The sequence below is a fragment of the Corallococcus sp. AB030 genome (assembly GCF_003668965.1).
GTDB classification, from domain to species: Bacteria; Myxococcota; Myxococcia; order Myxococcales; family Myxococcaceae; genus Corallococcus; species Corallococcus exiguus.
The window spans coordinates 29,412-50,640 of the sequence record NZ_RAWQ01000045.1 but is presented as its reverse complement, the minus strand read 5'-3'; the positions used below and the strand labels follow the sequence as shown (position 1 = coordinate 50,640).

The 21,229-nt window shown below is 69.6% G+C and carries 2 protein-coding genes; both read right to left on the bottom strand.

Annotated elements, in window-relative coordinates; genetic code table 11:
- Positions 1-763 (bottom strand): condensation domain-containing protein (locus D7Y15_RS13925; RefSeq protein ID WP_233604949.1); only part of this gene is annotated, 763 nt, incomplete at its 3' end.
- Between the two features lie 424 nt (positions 764-1,187).
- Positions 1,188-21,032, bottom strand: a complete 19,845-nt coding sequence (locus tag D7Y15_RS13920) for a non-ribosomal peptide synthetase (protein WP_121752883.1) — start codon at positions 21,030-21,032, stop codon at positions 1,188-1,190.
- Between the last annotated feature and the right edge of the window lie 197 nt (positions 21,033-21,229).

The following is a 21,229-nucleotide window of genomic DNA, read 5'->3' as shown; positions in this document are numbered from 1 at the left end:
GGAAGTCGGTGGGCAACTCCAGCGCGGAGGGCACTCCGGCCAGCTGCCGCTTCCAGTAATCGAGCTGCTTCTCCAGCCGGGGCCCCTGCATCCACTCGCGCTGCCAGACGCCGAAGTCGGCGTACTGGATGCCCAGCGGCGGCAGGGGCGCTGCCTGTCCTCGCGCGAGCGCGCCGTAGAGCAGCGCCACCTCGCGCACCAGCAGCGTCATGGACCAGCCGTCGGAGACGATGTGGTGGACCACCACGACGAGCAGGTGCTCTCCCGGTGCTGACGTCAGCAGCAACGCGCGCAGCAGCGGGCCCTTCGCGAGGTCGAAGGGCTGGGCCGCGGCTTCACGCGCCAAGCGCCACGCTTCTTCCGTCGGCGAGCCCGTGAGGTCCTTGCGCTCCAGGGTGAGCATCGGCTCCGGGGACACCACCTGCACGGGGCCGGAGACGTCCTCGCGGAAGACGGTGCGAAGCACCTCATGACGGCGCACGACTTCGCGCAGCGCGCGCTCCAGCACGGCCACGTCGAGCGCACCCTCCAGACGCACCGCCATGGGCACGTTGAAGAGGGAGGTGCCGGGTTGAAGCTGATCAATGAACCAGAGGCGCTGCTGCGCGAAGGACAGCGGCAGCGGACGCGTTCGGTCCTGCACCGGGATGAGGCCTTGGACGGAGTTGCCAGCCGTGGCCTTTTGCGCGGCCATCTTCTTGAGCAACTCGGCGCGCTTTTCCGGTGAGAGGTTGGCGATCCGCTTCGACAGATCCTGGCTCATCTCGTGTACTCCGCACTGGGGGATGCCATGGCGCACGAGGACCACCCGGGACGGTGGCCCTCGTGAGATCTCAGACTGCTGCTGTTGCTGGATTGCCGTCCTGAACCGCGCTCACGGGGGAAGCGCGGCAGTGGGCAAATTCGCGGTGGTTACATTATTCGGTAACGACATGGCGTGTCATGAGGCCGGCCCTGCGCTCCTGAGGCACACCCTGGGGATGAATAAATCCCTGTGTTTACAGACCCCACCATAGGAGGCGGCTCTGACGCCGGCGTGACCGCTCGACCGCAAAAGCCGGATCTCAGGTTCGGGGGCCCGCGAATTCTGGACGCCAACGAACCCGGCGGAGTGATCCGTGCGGCGCGCCTGGCTTCCTGGAGCTGAAGCCCCGCGCCTGAACAGGCTGGCGCGGGGCGGACGGACTTCAACTTCCCGTGGGTGCGCGCGACTCGCTGCTCGACGCACGGGCGAGGATCAGCCGCAGTCGCTCCACGATGGGCTCGAGGTGCGTGTCCTGCAGCAGCTCATGATGGCTGCCGGGGACGTCGTGCACCTCCAGGCCGCCACGGACGAGAGGCTCCCAGCCGCGGTGACGTGGAAGCCCGGCCGCGGCCTCGCTGGCGCTCAGCAGCAGGGCGGTGCCGTCGTACGGCCGGGGCACGTACTTCTCCTGCGCGAAGAGGTTGGCCTGGAAGACGCGGAAGAGGGCGCGCAGCTGGGCGGCCCCGGAGTGCGCGTCGAGGATGCTCGCCCGGACGCCTTCCTGGAGCAGGTGGTCCAGCATCGCGTCGTCGTCGCCTTGTGCCAGCGCTTCGGCCGAGACGGAGAGCTCCTGGCCGAAGGCGGTGGCCGTGGTCTGGGCGAAGGCGATCCTCACTCGGGCTTCTGAAGAGAAGTGGGGCTCTGTCTCGGAAGGCGGCGTGATGCCGGGCGCGTGGGCGTCGATGAGTGCGAGCAGGTCCACGGCTTCACCCGCCTCGCGCAGGCGGCGAGCCATCTCGTAGGCGATGACGCCGCCCAGGGACCAACCTCCCAACTGGTAGGGGCCCTGCGGCTGCACAGTGCGGATCGCTTCGATGTAGAGGGTGGCCATCTCCTCGATGGACTCGACGACGGGGCGCCCGTCGAGGCCGCGAGACTGGAGTCCAAAGACGGGCAGTGACGGCCCGAGCCTGCGCGCCAGCTCCGAGTAGGCCAGGACGTTGCCGCCACCGGGGTGGACGAGGAAGAGGGGCCGCTGTCCAGGCTCTCCGCGCTCCAGGGGAACGAGGGGCGTCCAGGCCCGTGAGTCGTCGCGGAGCACCTGCGCGAGTTGCTCGACGGTGGGCTGCTGGAAGAGGACGGAGAGAGGGAGGCTGAGGCCGAGACGCTCACGGATGGACGCGAGCATGCGCACGGCGAGCAGGGAGTGGCCGCCCAGTTCGAAGAAGCTGGAGCGGACGCCGACGGAGCGGACGCCGAGGACGTCCTCCCAGATGCGAGCGAGCTGCATTTCGAGCGCGTCGCGGGGAGCGACGAAGTCCCGGGCCTCGATGGCGTGGGCATCGGGTTCGGGTAGCGCCTTGCGGTCGACCTTGCCGTTGGAGTTGAGGGGCAGGGCGTCCATCACCACGAAGGTGGAGGGCACCATGTACTCAGGGAGGCCCTGGCGCAGGTGCGCCTTGAGGGCTTCCACCTCCAGCGACGCATTCACTTTGGGCGTGACGTAGGCGACCAGCCGCTTGTCGGCGGCCTCACCCTTGGCGACGACGACGGCGTCCTTGAGACCTGGAGCGCGACGAAGGGCTGCTTCGATTTCGCCCAGTTCGATGCGGAAGCCGCGCACCTTCACCTGGAAGTCGATGCGGCCGAGGTACTCCAGGCGCCCGTCGAGGCGGTAACGGACGCGGTCGCCCGTGCGGTACATGCGGCCGCCGGGAGGCCCGTAAGGCTCGGGGACGAAGCGCTCGGCGGTGAGCTCCGGACGCAGCAGGTAGCCGCGCGCCTGGCCTTCGCCCGCGAGGTACAGCTCGCCTGCGACACCCACGGGCACCGGCTGCAACGAGGCATCCAGCACATAGGCACGCGTCGCGGGCAGGGGCCTGCCGATGAGGGGCACTTCGTCACGACCGACGAGGGAGGCGGTGGAGTAGGTGGTGTCCTCGGACGGGCCGTAGAGGTTGAAGAGCTTCTGCACCGTCGGGACGGCGTAGACCTGCTTCGCCAGCGTCTCCGGCAGGGCTTCACCGGCGAGGTTGATGACACGCACGGAAGGCGGCACTGCACCCAGGCGCAGCAGTTGCGCCATGGCGGAGGGCACGGTGTTGACGAGGGTGACGTGAGAGGCCGTAGGCAGCTCCGCCAGATGCAAGGCGTTGCGAGCCACCACCACCGCGCCACCGCTGGAGAGCGGAGCGAAGAGTTCGAAGACGGAGAGGTCGAAGTTGAGGCTCGTCGCGGCGAGCGTTCCCTTCAACTCCTCCGGGGAGAATGTAGTCAGGGCCCAGTGGAGGAAGGAGACGGCGTTGCCATGGGAGATGGCGACACCCTTGGGACGGCCGGTGCTGCCAGAAGTGTAGATGAGATAGGCGAGATGGCCGGGGTGGATGTCCACCGCGGGTGCCGTCGTCGGCTGCTTCGCCAGCTCCACGTCCGAGTCGAGGCACACTGGCGTGGCGCTGGTTTCAGGCAGCGCCGAGAGCAGATGTGAATGCGCGACGAGGGCAGGCCCCTGCGCATCCTCCAGCAGCCAGCCCAGGCGCTCACGTGGATAGCTGGGGTCCAGCGGCACGTAGGCACCACCGGCCTTGAGGATGCCAAGGGTGCCAATGAGAAGATCCTCGGTGCGCTCGACACAGAGACCGACGCGGACTTCAGGCCCGACACCCAGGCCGCGCAGGCGGTGCGCGAGTTGATTAGCCTTCGCGTCCAGCTCCCGGTACGTCAACCGCCGCTCGGGCGTGATGACGGCCAGCGCATCCGGCGTGCGACGCACCTGGGCCTCCACCATCGCGGGGATGCTGAGTTCGCGCGGCACCTGCGAGGCAGGAGGATTCCACTCGACGAGGAGTTGCTGGCGCTCGGAGCCAGTGAGCAGCGGCAGGTCCCCGAGTCGTGACTCAGGCTTCTTCGCGATGGCCTCCAGCAACACGCCGAAGTGTCCGGCCATGCGCTGGACGGTCGCGGCGTCGAACAGGTCCGTTGCGTACTCCAGCGAACCGACCAGCTCCCCCTGGACCTCTTGCAGGGCGAGGGAGAGATCGAACTTGGCGAAGTGTGCTTCCAGCGGCAGGGCCTGGAAGGACAGGCCCGGCAGACGCAGCGCCTCGGTGGGCGTGTTCTGCAGGACGAACATGGCCTGGAACAGGGGGCTGCGGCTCAGGTCGCGCGTGGGCTGCACGGCCTCCACGAGCTTCTCGAAGGGCAGGTGCTGGTGCTCGAAGGCGGCGAAGGTCGTGCCTCGCACCTGGGCCAACAGCTCGCGGAACGTCGCGCGCGGGCTCAAGTGGGCGCGCAAGACGAGCGTGTTGACGAAGAAGCCGATGAGGCCTTCGGTCTCCGCCTGGGTGCGGCCCGCGATGGGGGAACCCACGCTGATGTCTTCCTGCGCGGAGTAGCGCGACAGGAGCACCTGGAACGCGGCGAGCAGCACCATGAAGGGCGTGGCCCCCTCGCGTCCCGCGAGCGCCTTGAGCGCACGGGCGACGTCCCCGGGGATGCGAACCTCCATCGTGGCGCCCCGGTGGGACTGCACGGGCGGCCGCGGACGGTCCGTGGGCAGCTCCAGCGCGGCGGGAACTCCGGAGAGCTGCTGCTTCCAGTAGTGGATCTGCGCGTCCAGTGCCTCGCCCTGGAGCCAGTTCCGCTGCCAGGCGGCGAAGTCCGCGTACTGCACGGGCAGCGGCGTGAGGCCGGGCTCCTTGCCGTCATGGAACGCGGAGTACAGCGAGATGAGTTCGCGGACGAGCACGCCCATGGACCAGCCGTCGGAGACGATGTGATGCATCGTCACGAGCAACAGATGTGAGTCCTCGGTCAGCCGCACCAGCGCACTGCGCAGCAGGGGACCCGTGGCGAGGCGGAAGGGTCGCCGGGCCTCCTCGTCGGCCAGCTTCCGAGCCTCCTTCTCCCGCTCCTCTTCGGGCAACGAAGAGAGGTCCATGAGCGGCAGCGTCCATGCCGCCGGAGCCTGGATCCGCTGCGTGGGCTGCCCCTGATGTTCATGGAAGGTGGTGCGCAGGGCCTCGTGACGGGCGACGAGTGCCTCGAATGCACGGCGCAGGGCTTCCACGTCCAGGTGGCCCGAGAGCTGGAGCGCGACCGGGAGATTGTAGGACGCATCCTCGGGCTGGAGCTGATCCAGCAACCACAGCCGCTGCTGCGCGAAGGACAGAGGCAGCGGGCCGTCGTGCGGGGTTCGGGTGAGCTTCGGAGCATGGGCGCTCGCGCTTCCGTGCAGCCGCGCGGCCAGGGCTTCCACCGTGGGGGACTCGAAGAGGGCGCGGAGGGGCAGCTCCACGCCCAGGTCCGTGCGCACGCGCGACACCACCTGGGTGGCCAGCAGCGAGTGCCCGCCCAGTTCGAAGAAGGAGTCCTTCACGCCCACCTGGGGCAGGCGCAGGACTTCCGCCCAGATGGAGGCCAGCTTCGCTTCGACTTCCGTGCGAGGCGCTTCGTAGGTGTTGCCGGACTGGGGCGCCTCCGGCTCCGGCAGGGCCTTGCGGTCCACCTTGCCGTTGGAGTTGAGGGGCAGGGCGTCGAGCACCACGAAGGTGGCGGGCACCATGTACTCAGGGAGGCCCTGGCGCAGGTGCGCCTTGAGGGCTTCCACCTCCAGCGAGGCCCCGGCCTTGGGAGTGACGTAGGCGACGAGGCGCTTGTCGGCGGCCTCACCCTTCGCGACGACGACGGCGTCCTTGAGGCCTGGAGCGCGGCGGAGGGCTGCTTCGATTTCGCCCAGTTCGATGCGGAAGCCACGCACCTTCACCTGGAAGTCGATGCGGCCGAGGTACTCCAGTCGCCCGTCGAGGCGGTAACGGACGCGGTCGCCCGTGCGGTACATGCGGCCGCCGGGAGGACCGAAGGGCTCCGGTACGAAGCGCTCCGCGGTGAGTTCCGGGCGCAGCAGGTAGCCGCGCGCCTGGCCTTCGCCCGCGAGGTACAGCTCACCTGCGACACCCACGGGCACCGGCTGCAATGAGGCGTCCAGCACGTAGGCGCGCGTCGCGGGTAGCGGGCGGCCGATGAGGGGCACTTCGTCACGGCCGACGAGAGAGGCGGTGGAGTAGGTGGTGTCCTCGGAAGGCCCGTAGAGGTTGAAGAGCTTCTGCACCGTGGGGACGGCGTAGACCTGCTTCGCCAACGTCTCCGGGAGGGCTTCACCGGCGAGGTTGACGACGCGCACGGAAGGCGGCACCGCGCCCAGGCGCAGCAGCTGCGCCATGGCGGAGGGCACGGTGTTGACGAGGGTGACGTGGGAAGCGGTGGGCAGCTCCGCCAGGTGGAGTGCGTTGCGTGCCACGACCACCGCGCCACCACTGGAGAGCGGCGCGAAGAGCTCGAAGACGGAGAGGTCGAAGTTGAGGCTCGTCGCGGCGAGGGTGCCCTTCAACTCCTCCGGCGAGAATGTAGTCAGGGCCCAGTGGAGGAAGGAGACGGCGTTGCCATGGGAGATGGCGACGCCCTTGGGACGGCCTGTGCTGCCGGAGGTGTAGATGAGGTAGGCGAGGTGTCCGGCGTGGATGTCCACAAGCGGAGCCGTCGTCGGCTGCTTCGCCAGCTCCACGTCCGAGTCGAGGCACACCGGCGTGGCGCTGGTTTCAGGCAGCGCCGAGAGCAGATGGGAGTGCGCGACAAGGGCAGGACCCTGAGCGTCCTCCAGCAGCCAGCCCAATCGCTCGCGCGGATAGCTGGGGTCCAGCGGTACGTAGGCGCCACCGGCCTTGAGGATGCCGAGGGCACCAATGACGAGGTCCTCGGTGCGCTCGACGCACAGGCCGACGCGGACTTCAGGCCCGACACCCAGGCCGCGCAGGCGGTGCGCGAGTTGATTGGCCTTCGCGTCCAGCTCCCGGTACGTCAACTGCCGCTCGGGCGTGATGACGGCCAGCGCATCCGGCGTGCGACGCACCTGGGCCTCCACCATCGCGGGGATGCTGGACTCCGGTGGCACCTGCGAGGCAGGCGGATTCCACTCGACGAGGAGTTGCTGGCGCTCAGCATCCGTGAGCAGAGGCAGGTCAACCAGTCGGGTGTCCGGCTTCGTCGCGATGGCCTCCAGCAACACGCCGAAGTGCCCGGCCATGCGCTGGATGGTCTCGGCATCGAACAGGTCCGTCGCGAAGTCGAATGAACCGACGAATCCGTCCCGGCCTTCACGCAGACCCAAGGAGAGGTCGAACTTGGCGAAGTGTGCTTCCAGCGGCAGGGCCTGGAAGGACAGTCCCGGCAGACGCAGCGCCTCGGTGGGCGTGTTCTGCAGGACGAACATGGCCTGGAAGAGCGGGCTGCGGCTCAGGTCGCGCGTGGGCTGCACGGCCTCCACGAGCTTCTCGAAGGGCAGGTGCTGGTGTTCGAAGGCCGCGAAGGTCGTGCCTCGCACCTGGGCCAACAGCTCGCGGAACGTCGCGCGCGGGCTCAAGTGGGCGCGCAAGACGAGCGTGTTGACGAAGAAGCCGATGAGGCCTTCGGTCTCCGCCTGGGTGCGGCCCGCGATGGGGGAACCCACGCTGATGTCATCCTGCGCGGAGTAGCGCGACAGGAGCACCTGGAACGCCGCGAGCAACGTCATGAACGGCGTGGCACCCTCGCGTCCCGCGAGCGCCTTGAGCGCACGGGCGACGTCCCCGGGGATGCGCACGTCCACCGTTGCGCCCCGGTGGGACTGCACGGGCGGTCGCGGGCGGTCCGTGGGCAGCTCCAGCGCGGCGGGAACTCCGGAGAGCTGCTGCTTCCAGTAGTGGATCTGCGCGTCCAGTGCCTCGCCCTGGAGCCAGTTCCGCTGCCAGGCGGCGAAGTCCGCGTACTGCAGGGGCAGCGGCGTGAGGCCGGGCTCCTTGCCGTCATGGAACGTGGCGTATAGCGAGACGAGCTCGCGGACGAGCACACCCATGGACCAGCCGTCGGAGACGATGTGGTGCATCGTCACGAGCAACAGATGTGAGTCCTCGGCCAGCCGCACCAACGTGGTGCGCAGCAGCGGTCCCCTGGCGAGGTCGAACGGCTTCCGTGCTTCCTCGTTGGCCAGCCTGCGCGCCTCGTCTTCCCGCAGCGTCTCAGGCCGGGTTGAGAGGTCCACGAGCGGCAGCGTCCAACCACTGGGCGCGTGGACCGCCTGGATGGGCTGGTCCTGATGCTCGTGGAAGGTGGTGCGCAGTGCGTCGTGACGGGCGACGAGCGCCTCGAAGGCACGGCGCAGGGCCTCGATGTCCAGGTGTCCCGAGAGCTGGAGCGCGGTGGGGATGTTGTACGACGCGTCCCCGGGCTGGAGCTGATCCAACAGCCACAGTCGCTGCTGCGCGAAGGACAGCGGCAGCGGACCGTCATGCGAGACGCGGGTGAGCTTCGGAGCCTGGGAGGTGGCGCTCCCGTGCAGCCGCCCGGCGAGCGCCTCCACGGTGGGGGACTCGAAGAGCGCGCGCAGGGGCAACTCCACGCTGAACTCCGCGCGCACGCGAGAGACCACTTGCGTGGCCAGCAGCGAGTGCCCGCCCAGTTCGAAGAAGGAGTCCTTCACGCCCACCTGGGGCAGGCGCAGGACTTCCGCCCAGATGGAGGCCAGCTTCGCTTCGACTTCCGTGCGAGGCGCTTCGTAGGTGTTGCCGGACTGGGGCGCCTCCGGCTCCGGCAGGGCCTTGCGGTCCACCTTGCCGTTGGAGTTGAGGGGCAGGGCGTCGAGCACCACGAAGGTGGCGGGCACCATGTACTCAGGGAGGCCCTGGCGCAGGTGCGCCTTGAGGGCTTCCACCTCCAGCGAGGCCCCGGCCTTGGGAGTGACGTAGGCGACGAGGCGCTTGTCGGCGGCCTCACCCTTCGCGACGACGACGGCGTCCTTGAGGCCTGGAGCGCGGCGGAGGGCTGCTTCGATTTCGCCCAGTTCGATGCGGAAGCCACGCACCTTCACCTGGAAGTCGATGCGGCCGAGGTACTCCAGTCGCCCGTCGAGGCGGTAACGGACGCGGTCGCCCGTGCGGTACATGCGGCCGCCGGGAGGACCGAAGGGCTCCGGTACGAAGCGCTCCGCGGTGAGTTCCGGGCGCAGCAGGTAGCCGCGCGCCTGGCCTTCGCCCGCGAGGTACAGCTCACCTGCGACACCCACGGGCACCGGCTGCAATGAGGCGTCCAGCACGTAGGCGCGCGTCGCGGGTAGCGGGCGGCCGATGAGGGGCACTTCGTCACGGCCGACGAGAGAGGCGGTGGAGTAGGTGGTGTCCTCGGAAGGCCCGTAGAGGTTGAAGAGCTTCTGCACCGTGGGGACGGCGTAGACCTGCTTCGCCAGCGTCTCCGGCAGGGCTTCACCGGCGAGGTTGATGACGCGCACGCTCGGCGGCACCGCGCCCAGACGCAGCAGCTGAGCCATGGCGGAGGGCACGGTGTTGACGAGGGTGACGTGAGAGGCCGTAGGCAGCTCCGCCAGGTGCAAGGCGTTGCGTGCCACCACCACTGCGCCACCACTGCTCAACGGAGCGAAGAGCTCGAAGACGGAGAGGTCGAAGTTGAGGCTCGTCGCGGCGAGGGTGCCCTTCAACTCCTCCGGCGAGAAGGTCTCCAAGGCCCAGTGGAGGAAGGAGACGGCGTTGCCATGGGAGATGGCAACGCCCTTGGGACGGCCGGTACTGCCAGAAGTGTAGATGAGGTAGGCGAGGTGTCCGGCGTGGATGTCCACAAGCGGAGACGTCGTCGGCTGCTTCGCCAGCTCCACGTCCGAGTCGAGGCACACCGGCGTGGCACTGGTTTCGGGCAACGCCGAGAGCAGATGGGAGTGCGCGACGAGTGCAGGGCCCTGGGCGTCCTCCAGCAGCCAGCCCAAGCGCTCACGCGGGTAGCTGGGGTCCAGCGGCACGTAGGCGCCGCCAGCCTTGAGGATGCCGAGAGCGCCGATGACGAGGTCCTCGGTGCGCTCGACGCACAGGCCGACGCGGACTTCGGGCCCGACGCCAAGTCCGCGCAGACGGTGCGCGAGCTGGTTCGCCTTCGCGTCCAGCTCCCGGTACGTCAGCTGCCGCTCGGGCGTGATGACGGCCAGCGCATCCGGCGTGCGGCGCACCTGGGCCTCCACCATCGCGGGGATGCTGGACTCCCGCGGCGCCTGCGAGGCAGGCGGATTCCACTCGACGAGGAGCTGCTGGCGCTCCGTGTCGGTGAGCAGGGGCAGGTCGCCAAGCCTCGTGTTCGGCTCTGATGCGATGGCCTCCAGCAGTACGCCGAAGTGTCCGGCCATGCGTTGGATGGTCGCCGCGTCGAACAGGTCCGTTGCGTACTCCAGCGTGCCCGTGATGCCCGTGGGGGCCTCCCTCAGTCCCAGGGAGAGATCGAACTTCGCGGAGCGGGTCTCCAGCGGCAGCGTCCGCATGGACAGCCCCGGCACGCGCAGCACCTCGCCCGGCATGTTCTGCAGGACGAACATGGCCTGGAACAACGGATTGCGGCTCAGGTCGCGCGTGGGCTGCACGGCCTCCACGAGCTTCTCGAAGGGCAGGTGCTGGTGCTCGAAGGCGGCGAGCGTGGTGTCGCGCACCTGGACCAGCAGCGCCCGGAACGTCTTGCGCGGATCCACGTGGGCGCGCAGGACGAGCGTGTTGACGAAGAAGCCGATGAGGCCCTCGGTCTCCGCCTGGGTGCGGCCCGCGATGGGGGAACCCACGCTGATGTCATCCTGCGCGGAGTAGCGCGACAGGAGCACCTGGTAGGCCGCCAGCAGCACCATGAAGGGCGTGGCGCCTTCCTGCTGGGCCAGGGCCTTGAGGGCCTCCACGAGGGGGGCGGGAATCCGCACCTCCACCGTGGCACCCCGGTGCGTCTGCACGGGCGGACGGGGCCGGTCCGTGGGCAGCTCCAGCGCCGCCGGCGCACCCGCCAACCGCTGCTTCCAGTGAGCCAGCTGCGCGTCCAGGACCTCTCCCTGGAGCCAGTCGCGCTGCCACGTCGCGAAGTCCGCGTACTGCACCGGCAGCGGCGGGAGGGCCGGCGTGCTGCCCGTGCTGAAGGCCTCGTAGAAGGCGGCCATCTCGCGCACGAGGACGCCCATGGACCAGCCGTCGGAGATGACGTGGTGCATGGTCACCAGCAGCACGTGCTCCTCCGCTCCCAGGCGCACCAGCAGCCCGCGCAGCAGCGGTCCCGTGGCGAGCTGGAACGGACGGCGGGCCTCCTCGGCCACGATGCGCCAGGCTTCTTCCTCGCGCTGCTCCTGGGGCAGCGCGCTCAGGTCGACGACCGGCAGCTCCCACGCCACGGAGGTGTGGACTCGCTGCGACGGCGCCTCGTGGGACGCGGCGAGCGTGGTGCGCAGGGACTCGTGGCGGGCGATGAGCGCCTCGAAGGCGCCTCGCAGTGCCGCCACGTCCACCCGGCCCGACAGCCGCAGCGCGGTGGGGACGTTGTATGACGAATCACCCGGCTGGAGCTGATCCAACAGCCACAGGCGCTGCTGGGCGAAGGAGAGCGGCAGGGCCCCCTCGCGGGACACGGGCCTCAGCGGCGGAGCACGAAGCGCGGAGGACGGGGCCTCGTCGAGCTTCGGCGCGAGGGCTTCGACGGTGGGCGCTCCGAACAGGGCTCGCAGCGGCAGCTCCACGCCGAACGCGGCGCGCACGCGCGAGACGAGCTGGGTGGCCAGCAGCGAGTGGCCACCGAGGGCGAAGAAGTCGTCGTGGAGGCCCATGCGCTCCACGCGCAGCACCTCCGCGAAGAGGGCCGCGAGCTGCTCTTCGGTGGCGGTGCGCGGCGCGACGAAGGAGGCCGCGCGCGGTGCGTCCCCCGGTTCGGGCAGGGCCTTGCGGTCCACCTTGCCGTTGGCGTTGAGGGGCAGGGCCTCCAGGACCAGGAGCGAGGCAGGCACCATGTACTCCGGCAGCCGCTGCCGCAGGTGGGCCCGCAGCGCCTCCACGTCCAAGGTGTGGCCTTCGTGCGCGGTGAGATAGCCGATGAGGCGCTTGTCCGCGTCCGAGCCCCGGGCCATGACGACGGCCTCGTTGACGCCCGGGAATGCGCGCAGGGCGGCTTCGATTTCACCCAGCTCGATGCGGAAGCCGCGCACCTTCACCTGGAAGTCGACGCGGCCCAGGAAGTCGAGCGTGCCGTCCTCCCTCCAGCGGGCCTTGTCGCCCGTGCGGTAGAGGCGCTCTCCCGGAATGGAAGCGAAGGGATGGGGGACGAAGCGCTCCGCGGTCAGGTCGGGGCGGTGCAGGTAGCCCCAGGCGAGGCCCGGGCCACCGACGTACACCTCGCCCGCGACGCCCACGGGCACTGGATGGAGGTTCGCATCGAACACATAGGCGGTGGAGTTCGGGATGGGACGGCCAATGGAGACGGGACCCTCCACGCGCGTGTGGCGGTGCAACGGCAGCGTGGTGGAGAAGGTCGTGTTCTCCGTCGGGCCGTAGGCGTGCACCAGCGTCGCCCCTTCGGCGAGGCGGGGGAGATGAGCGCGCAGGCGCGACCAGGGCATCACGTCTCCGCCCGTGAGGACCTGGCGCACCTCCGCCAAGGCTTCGCCCTGGTGAAGGGCCATCTGCTCGAAGAGAGCGGTGGTGAGCCACAGCGACGTCACCCGGTGGCGGCGAAGCTGCGTGGCCAGCTCCTCCAGGGAGAGTGCGTGCGGCGGAGCGAGGACGAGCTTCGCACCGTGCAGCAGCGCGCCCCAGATTTCGAGCGTTGAGGCGTCGAAGGCAACCGGGGCAGCCTGGAGCCAGACTTCATCCGGCCCGAAGCGCATGAAGGTGCTGCCGAGCACCAGGCGGGTGATGCCCCGGTGCGGCACGCAGACGCCCTTGGGACGCCCCGTGGAGCCCGAGGTGAACATGACGTAGGCGAGAGACTCTCCCTCCACGGAGACGTCGAGCGCATGCGTGGGCCGTGCGGCGATGACGTCCTGCTGCGCATCCAGCCAGACGCGGGTGCCGGAGGCCGGCAGCTTGGAGGCGAAGGGCTGGTGGGTGAGGACGACGCCGACGTCCGCGTCCTCCAGCAAGGTGGCGATGCGCTCCACGGGCGCATTGCGATCCACGGGCACGAAGGCAGCGCCAGCCTTGAGGATGGCGAGGAGCGCCGTCACCAGCTCGAACGAGCGCTCGATGGCGAGGCCCACGCGCGCGCCGGGCATGATGCCGAGGCCGCGCAGGTGATGTGCGAGTTGGTTGGCGCGGGCTTCGAGCTGGGCGTACGTCAGCGACGCCTCCCCCAGCACCAGGGCCACCGCGTCGGGCGTGCTGAGGGCCTGCCGCGCGAAGTGGACGTGGACCGGGACGTCCAGGGGGCTGGCGACGGTGGTGTCGTTCCAGTCCACGAGGATGCGCTGTCGCTCCTCGCGGGAGAGCAGCGACAGCCCGGCCACGGACTGCTCGGGCCTTGAGGCCACGGCCTCCAGCAGGATGCGCAGGTGGCTGGCCATCCGCTCCACCGTGCCCTGCTTGAACAACGCGGTGCTGTACTCCAACCAGCCCACGAAGCCCTGCGCCGAGTCCTGCAACGTCAGGGTGAGGTCGAACTTGGCGGAGCGCGATTCCGCGGCCACCTGCTGGAAGGTGAGGCCCGGGATTCGCAGGTCCCCGGTGGGCGCGTTCTGCAGCGCGAACATCACCTGGAACAGCGGGCTGCGGCTCGCGTCCCGCACGGGCTGCACGGCTTCGACGAGCTTCTCGAAGGGCAGGTGCTGATGCTCGAACGCCGCGAGCGTGGTTCCGCGCACCTGCGCGAGCAGCTCGCGGAAGGTCGCGCGTGGATTCACCTGGGCGCGCAGGACGAGCGTGTTGACGAAGAAGCCGATGAGGCCCTCGGTCTCCGCCTGGGTCCGGCCGGCGATGGGCGTGCCCACGCTGACGTCGTCCTGGCCGGAGTAGCGCGCCAGGAACAGCTGCCAGGCCGCGAGCAGCACCATGAAGGGGGTGGCCCCCTCTCGCCCGGCCAGCGCCTTGAGGGCTTCGGACGTCTCCCGTGGAATGCGGACTGCGAGGGACGTGCCCGCGTGTGACTGGATGGACGGGCGCGGATGATCCGTGGGCAGCGCCAGGGTGGCGGGTGCCCCCGCGAGCTGCTGCTTCCAGTAGGCGAGCTGGGTCTCCAGCGTTTCGCCCTGGAGCCACTGGCGCTGCCGCTCCGCGAAGTCCGCGTACTGCACGGGCAGCGGGGCGAGCGCGGGCGTCTGGCCGGCGCTGAACGCTTCATAGAAGGCGACCAGGTCGCGCACGAGCACGCCCATGGACCAGCCGTCGGAGATGATGTGGTGCATCGTCACGAGCAACAGGTGCTCTTCGGCCGCCAGCCGCACGAGCGCGGTGCGCAGCAGCGGGCCCGTTTCCAGATGGAACGGCTGGTGCGCCTCCTCCTCGAGCTTGCGCCAGGCTTCGGCTTCACGCTGCGCGTCGGGCAGCGCGGACAGGTCCATGAGCGGCAAGGTCCAGGTGGCCGGAGCGTGGACGTGCTGGGTGGCCTGTCCCTGGACTTCGTGCACGGTGGTGCGCAGGGCGTCGTGACGGGTGACGAGCGCTTCGAAGGCGCGGCGCAATGACTCCACGTCCACCGGGCCCGTCAGCCGCAGCGCCGTGGGGAGGTTGTACGACGCGTCTCCCGGCGTGAGCTGATCCAGGAACCAGAGGCGCTGCTGGGCAAAGGACAGCGGTCGCGGGCTGTCCGCCGAAGCCCGGATGAGTGGAGGCAGGTGGTGGCCGGGTGTCCGTGTCCGGAGGCCTTCGGCGAGCGCGGCCACCGTGGGGGCCTCGAAGAGGGCCCGGAGCGGTAACTCCACGCGGAAGGTGGCGCGCACGCGGGAGACGAACTGGGTGGCCAGCAGCGAGTGTCCGCCCAGGGCGAAGAAGTCGTCGTGGATGCCCACGCGCTCCACGCGCAGCACCTGCGCGAAGAGGGCCGCGAGCTGCTCTTCCGTGGGAGTGCGCGGCGCGACATAGGTGGAAGCCTGCGCGGTGCCCTGGGGCGCGGGCAGGGCCTTGCGGTCCACCTTGCCGTTGGCGTTGAGCGGCAGGGCCTCCAGCACCAGGAAGGTGGAGGGCCGCATGTGCTCCGGCAGGAGCTGCTTGAGCCAGTCCTTGAGGACGTCCGTCGTCGGCGCGGAGTCCGTGCCTTCCGTGGGCACCACGTAGGCGACGAGCCGCTTGTCGCCGGGGATGTCCTCGCGCGCCAGCACCACGGCGGCGTGCACCTGGGGATGCTTGAGGAGCGCGGCTTCGACTTCACCCAGCTCGATGCGGAAGCCACGCACCTTCACCTGGAAGTCGGCGCGGCCCAGGTAGTCGAGCATCCCGTCCGCGCGCCAGCGCGCCACGTCGCCCGTGCGGTAGAGGCGCGCGCCCGGGATGGCGGAGAAGGCATCGGGGATGAAGCGCTCCGCCGTCAGGTCGGGGCGGTTGAGGTAGCCGCGGGCCACGCCTTCACCGCCGAGGAAGAGCTCACCCGCGACGCCCACGGGCACCGGGCGAAGGGACTTGTCCAACACGTAAGCACGGACGTTGGACAGGGGCCGGCCGATGGTGGGCGACGCAGAGGCGTCGAAGGCGCAGGCGGTGGCGTCGACGGTGCACTCGGTGGGGCCGTAGACGTTGAAGGCGCGCAGACGCGGATGCTGGGCCAGGCGGCTCCAGGTGCCGGGATCCACCGCCTCGCCGCCCACCAGCGCGCGCCGGGGGAGGACGTCCTTCTCCAGCAGGCCTTCATCCATCAGCATGCGCAGGTGCGCGGGAGAGCAATCCAGGACCTCCAGCGCGTCCTGCCCGATGCGCTTCACCAGCTCACCCGCATCCGAGCGGGCCTCTTCCGGGACGATGCAGAGGGTGTGGCCGTCGAGCACCTGCACGAGCTGTTGGACGGAGGCGTCGAAGGACAGCGGGGCGTTGACGCTGACCCGCTCCGCCGCGCCCCGGCCCTGGTGCACGGTGGTGGACAGTCCCTGCCGCAGGTTCATCACGGAGCGGTGCTGGATCATCACGCCCTTGGGGCGGCCGGTGCTGCCAGAGGTGTAGATGATGTACGCCAGGTGCTCGGCGGAGACGGCCACGCCGGGCGCTTCGCGGGACTCGGCCGCGAACTCCTCCGCATCCGGATCGAGGAGGACGACGTGGGCGGTGTGCTGGGGAAGCACGTCGCGCAGGCGCTGCTGGGTGAGCACCACGGGCGCGCCGGTGTCCGTGAGGACGTGGGCGAGCCACTCGCCCGGGTAGCGGAAGTCGAGGGGCACATAGGCGCCGCCGGCTTTGTGGATGCCCAGGATGCCGACGAGGGCCTCCACGGAGCGCTCCACGCACAGCACCACGCGCACGTCGGGGCCGACGCCCAGCTTCACCAGCCGGTGCGCCAGTTGGTTGGAGCGCGCGTCCAGCTCCTGGAAGGTGAGCTGCTGGTCGCGGCAGACGACGGCCAGGGCTTCAGGCGTGCGAAGGGCCTGGGCCGTGAAGGCCTCGTGGAAGCAGGTGTCGCGAGGGAACTCCGCGTCCGTCCTGGTCCAGTCCACGAGGAGCTGCCGGCGCTCTGGAGCCGTGAGCAAGGGCAGGCCCGCGAGCGTCGAGTCCGGCTGCTCGGCGATGGCCTCCAGCAGGACGTCCAGGTGGCCCACCATGCGCTGGACGGTGGCGGCGTCGAAGAGGTCGCTGCTGTATTCCAGCACGCCCATGAAGCCCTGAGGCGAGTCCTGAAGCGTCAGGGACAGGTCGAACTTCGCGGAGTTCGATTCGAGCGGGAGCTGTTCGAACGACAGGCCCGGCACGCGAAGCGCATCCATGGGCGCGTTCTGCAGGGTGAACATCGCCTGGAAGAGCGCGCTGCGACTCAGGTCGCGCACGGGCTGGAGGACCTCCACCAGCTTCTCGAAGGGCAGGTGCTGGTGCTCATAGGCCGCGAGCGTCGTGCCGCGCACCTGCGCCAGCAGCTCCCGGAAGGTCGCGCGTGGATCCACGTGGGCGCGCAGCACCAGCGTGTTGACGAAGAAGCCGATGAGGCCTTCGGTCTCGGCCTGGGTGCGGCCGGCGATGGGAGAACCCACGCTGATGTCGTCCTGGCCGGAGTAGCGCGACAGGAGCACCTGGAAGGCGGAGAGCAGCAGCATGAAAGGCGTGGCGCCTTCTTGCCGGGCCAGGGTCTTGAGGGCCTCGGTCAGCGGCAAGGCGAGCCGCACGGGAACCGTCGCGCCCCGGTGCGACTGCACGGGCGGACGCGGACGGTCCGTGAGCAGCTCCAGCGTGGCGGGAGCCCCCGCGAGCTTCTCCTTCCAATAGGCGAGCTGGGTCTCCAGCGTTTCGCCCTGGAGCCATCCCTGCTGCCACACGGCGAAATCCGAGTACTGCACGGGCAGCAGTGCGAGCGTGGGCGCCTGCTCCGCGTGGAGCGCCGCGTACAGGGCGGTGAGCTCGCGGACGAGGACGCCCATGGACCAGCCGTCCGAGACGATGTGGTGCATCGTCACCAGCAGCAGGTGCTCCGCGTCGCCCAGGCGCACCAGGGAGGTGCGAAGGAGCGGACCCGCTTCCAGGTCGAAGGGACGGTGGGCCTCGAGGTTCGCGAGGCGACGCGCTTCTTCCTGCCGTTGAGGCTCGGGCAGCGAGGACACATCGAGCAGGGAGAGCGTCCACGTCGAAGGCGCGTGGATGCACTGCGCGGGCTGGCCCTGGTGCTCGACAAAGGTGGTGCGCAGCGTTTCATGCCGGGCGACGAGGGTCTCGAAGGCGCGACGAAGGGACTCGACGTCCACGTAGCCCTTCAGCCGGAGGGCGGCTGGGATGTTGTAAGCGGCGTTGCCAGGCTGGAGCTGATCCAACAGCCACAGGCGCTGCTGGGCGAAGGACAGCGGGGGCGGGCCTTCGTGCGCGATGCGGGTGAGGGGCGGCAGTCGCGTGCCGGTCGCCGTGAGCTGGAGGCGCTGCGCGAGGGCCTCGATGGTGGGGGCTTCGAAGAGGGCGCGGAGGGGAAGTTCCACGTCGAGCGCCGCACGCACGCGGGCCACCAACTGTGTGGCGAGCAGCGAGTGGCCACCCAGTTCGAAGAAGTTGTCCGTGCGGCCGACAGTGGGCACGCGAAGCACTTCGCTCCACAGGGCCGCGAGCTTCTCCTCCAGCGGGGTCGCCGGAGCCTCGTAGGCGTGCGAAGCCCGGAGCGCGCTCGCGTCCGGAGCAGGGAGTGCCTTGCGGTCCACCTTGCCGTTGGACGTCAGGGGCAGCGCTTCCAGGGGGACGAAGGCCGCGGGCACCATGTACTCGGGCAGGTGCTGCTTGAGGTATGCGCGGAGGGCCGTGACGTCGAGGGACTCACCCACGACATAGGCCACCAACCGCTTGTCGCCCGGGGCATCCTCGCGGGCGAGAACGACGGCGTCCTTCACGGAGGGGGCTGCGCGCAGGGCGTTCTCGACTTCGCCCAGCTCGATGCGGAAGCCACGCACCTTCACCTGCGCGTCGATGCGGCCGACGAAGTCCAGCTGTCCGTCAGCGCGCCAGCGCACCACGTCGCCCGTGCGGTAGAGGCGAGCCCCTTCCTCACCGGAGAATGCGTCCGGCACGAAGCGCTCGGCGGTGAGTCCCGGGCGTCCCGCATAGCCTCGCGCCACGCCGACGCCACCGATGTGCAACTCGCCGCGCACGCCCACGGGCACCGGCTGGCCGTGCGGGTCCAACACATAGACGTGTACGTTCGCCAGCGGCTTGCCGATGGACGGCACTTCACCATCCGCCACCACCTCACCGAAGGTGGCGATGACGGTGGCTTCGGTGGGGCCGTAGGTATTGAGCAGGCGCCGTCCCGGGGCCCAACGCGCGACGACGTCCGCGGGCAGGGCTTCGCCGCCGGAGATGACGGTGCGCACCTTGGGCAGCCCCTCGGACGACGTGGCCGCCAGTGCCGCGGGGGTGAGGCTGACGACACTCAACTCCTGCTCACGCAGCAGCACGGGCAGCGGCGCGCCCGGCATCAGCTTCTCCAGCGGCGCGAGCACCAGCGTGGCGCCGTTGCAGAGCGTGGTGAAAATCTCCTCCACGGAGAGGTCGAAGCTGAGGCTGGCGAACTGCAACACGCGGCTGCCGGGGCCAATGCCGTAGGCCACCGCCTCGTGGGTGACGAGATTGGCGACGCTGCGGTGCTCCACCGCCGTGCCCTTGGGCGTACCGGTGCTGCCCGAGGTGTAGAGCAGGTACGCCATGTTCGCGGGCGTCACGCCCGTCACGGGCGCATTCGTCGGCTCCTCGGCCAGCGATTCGCGCTCGGTGTCCAGGCAGAGAGCGCGCGCATGCAGTGCTTCGGGGAAGCGGTCCACGAGCGGCTGCTGAGTGACGAGCACCTGGGCCGCGCTGTCCTCCAGCATGAAGGCCAGACGCTCACGAGGCAGGAGCGGATCCACGGGCACCCAGGCACCACCGGCCTTCAGGATGCCAAGCAGACCGATGACGACATCGAGGGAGCGCTCGACACTGAGCGCGACGCGGACCTCGGGGCCCACGCCACGACGGCGAAGGGCATGGGCGAGCTGATTGGCGCGCGCATCCAGCTGCGCGTACGTCAGCTGCGTCCCCTCGAAGACAGCGGCCACCGCGTTCGGAGCGAGGCGCACCTGCTCCTCGAAGAGCGAGTGCATGCACGCTTCAGGGAAGGGTGCCCGCGTCGCATTCCACTCCACCAGCATCTGCTGGCGCTCTGCTCCCGCGAGCAGTTGTAGCGACGACACGCGGTGATCCGGCTGAGCGACGGCCTCCTGAAGGAGCACACGCAGGTGCTCGGCCATGCGTGCGGCGGTGGAGGCGGTGAAGATGTCGGTGGTGTACTCGAGGTAGCCCTTGAGGCCGGCGTCGGTCTCCAGCACCTGGAGGGTGAGGTCGAACTTGGCGGAGAAGGTGTCGAGCTCCAGGGCCTCCAGCTTGACGCCTTCAACGGAGGCGGAGCCGCGGAAGGAGGCCTGGTAGGTGAGCATCACCTGGAAGAAGGGAGTACGGCCCGGGATGCGCTCGGGCTTCAACTCCTCCACGAGGCGCTCGATGGGCAACTCCTGGTGCTCCTGCGCCCCCAGCACCGTCTCCCGCACCTGACGCAACAGCGTGCGGAAGGACGCCGTGTCCGTCACCCGCGTGCGAAGCACCTGGGCGTTGACGAAGAGTCCGATGAGGCCCTCCACCTCACCACGCGTGCGGCCGGCCATGGGGGAGCCGACGGTGACGTCCTCCTGGCCGGAGTAGCGGGCCATCAGCATCTGCCAGCCCGTCAGCAGCGCCATGTAGAGGGAGGCGCCTTCCTGCTGGGCGAGGGCCTTGAGCGCGTCCGTCAACTCGCGCGGCAGCAGCACGTCATGCCGGGCGCCTCGGCCGTCGCGGGTGGCGGGGCGGGGGAAGTCGGTGGGCAACTCCAGCGCGGAGGGCACTCCCACCAGCTGGCGCTTCCAGTAATCGAGCTGCCTCTCCAGCCGAGGGCCCTGCATCCACTCGCGCTGCCAGACGCCGAAGTCGGCGTACTGGATGCCCAGCGGCGGCAGGGGCGCTGCCTGTCCTCTCGCGAGCGCGCCGTAGAGCAGCACCACTTCGCGCACCAGCAGCGTCATGGACCAGCCGTCGGAGACGATGTGGTGCACCACCACGACGAGCAGGTGCTCTCCCGGTGCCGACGTCAGCAGCAGCGCGCGCAGCAGCGGGCCCTTCGCGAGGTCGAAGGGCTGGGCCGCGGCGTCACGCGCCAGGCGCCACGCTTCCTCCGGCGGTGAGCCCGTGAGGTCCTTGCGCTCCAGGGTGAGCACCGGCTCCGGGGACACCACCTGCACGGGGCCGGAGACGTCCTCACGGAAGGTGGTGCGAAGCACCTCATGACGGCGCACGACTTCGCGCAGCGCGCGCTCCAGCACGGCCACGTCGAGCGCACCCTCCAGGCGCACCGCCATGGGCACGTTGAAGAGGGAGGTTCCGGGTTGAAGCTGATCAATGAACCAGAGGCGCTGCTGCGCGAAGGACAGCGGCAGCGGACGCGTGCGGTCCTGCACCGGGATGAGGCCCTGCGCGGAGGTGCCCGCGATGGCCTTCTGCGCGGCCACCTTCTTGAGCAACTCGGCGCGCTTTTCCGGTGAGAGGTTGGCGATCCGCTTCGACAGCTCGTGGCTCATCTCATGTACTCCGCACTGGGGGCCGCCACTGCGTACGAGCACCACTGGAGGCCGTGGCGCTCGCGAAACTCGGGCGTGTTGCTGGTGCCGGATTGACTCCCTGCGCCGCTCTTCCCAAAGAAGCGCGAGGGTGGGTCAAATTCATATGAGTGAGATTATTCCGCCTAAGACGTCCCTGTCATGAGGGCGGATAAGCA

Coding starts and splice junctions, on each gene's coding strand:
- D7Y15_RS13920 (WP_121752883.1), bottom strand. CDS start 21,032: ATGAGCCACGAGCTGTCGAAGCGGATCGCCAACCTCTCACCGGAAAAG.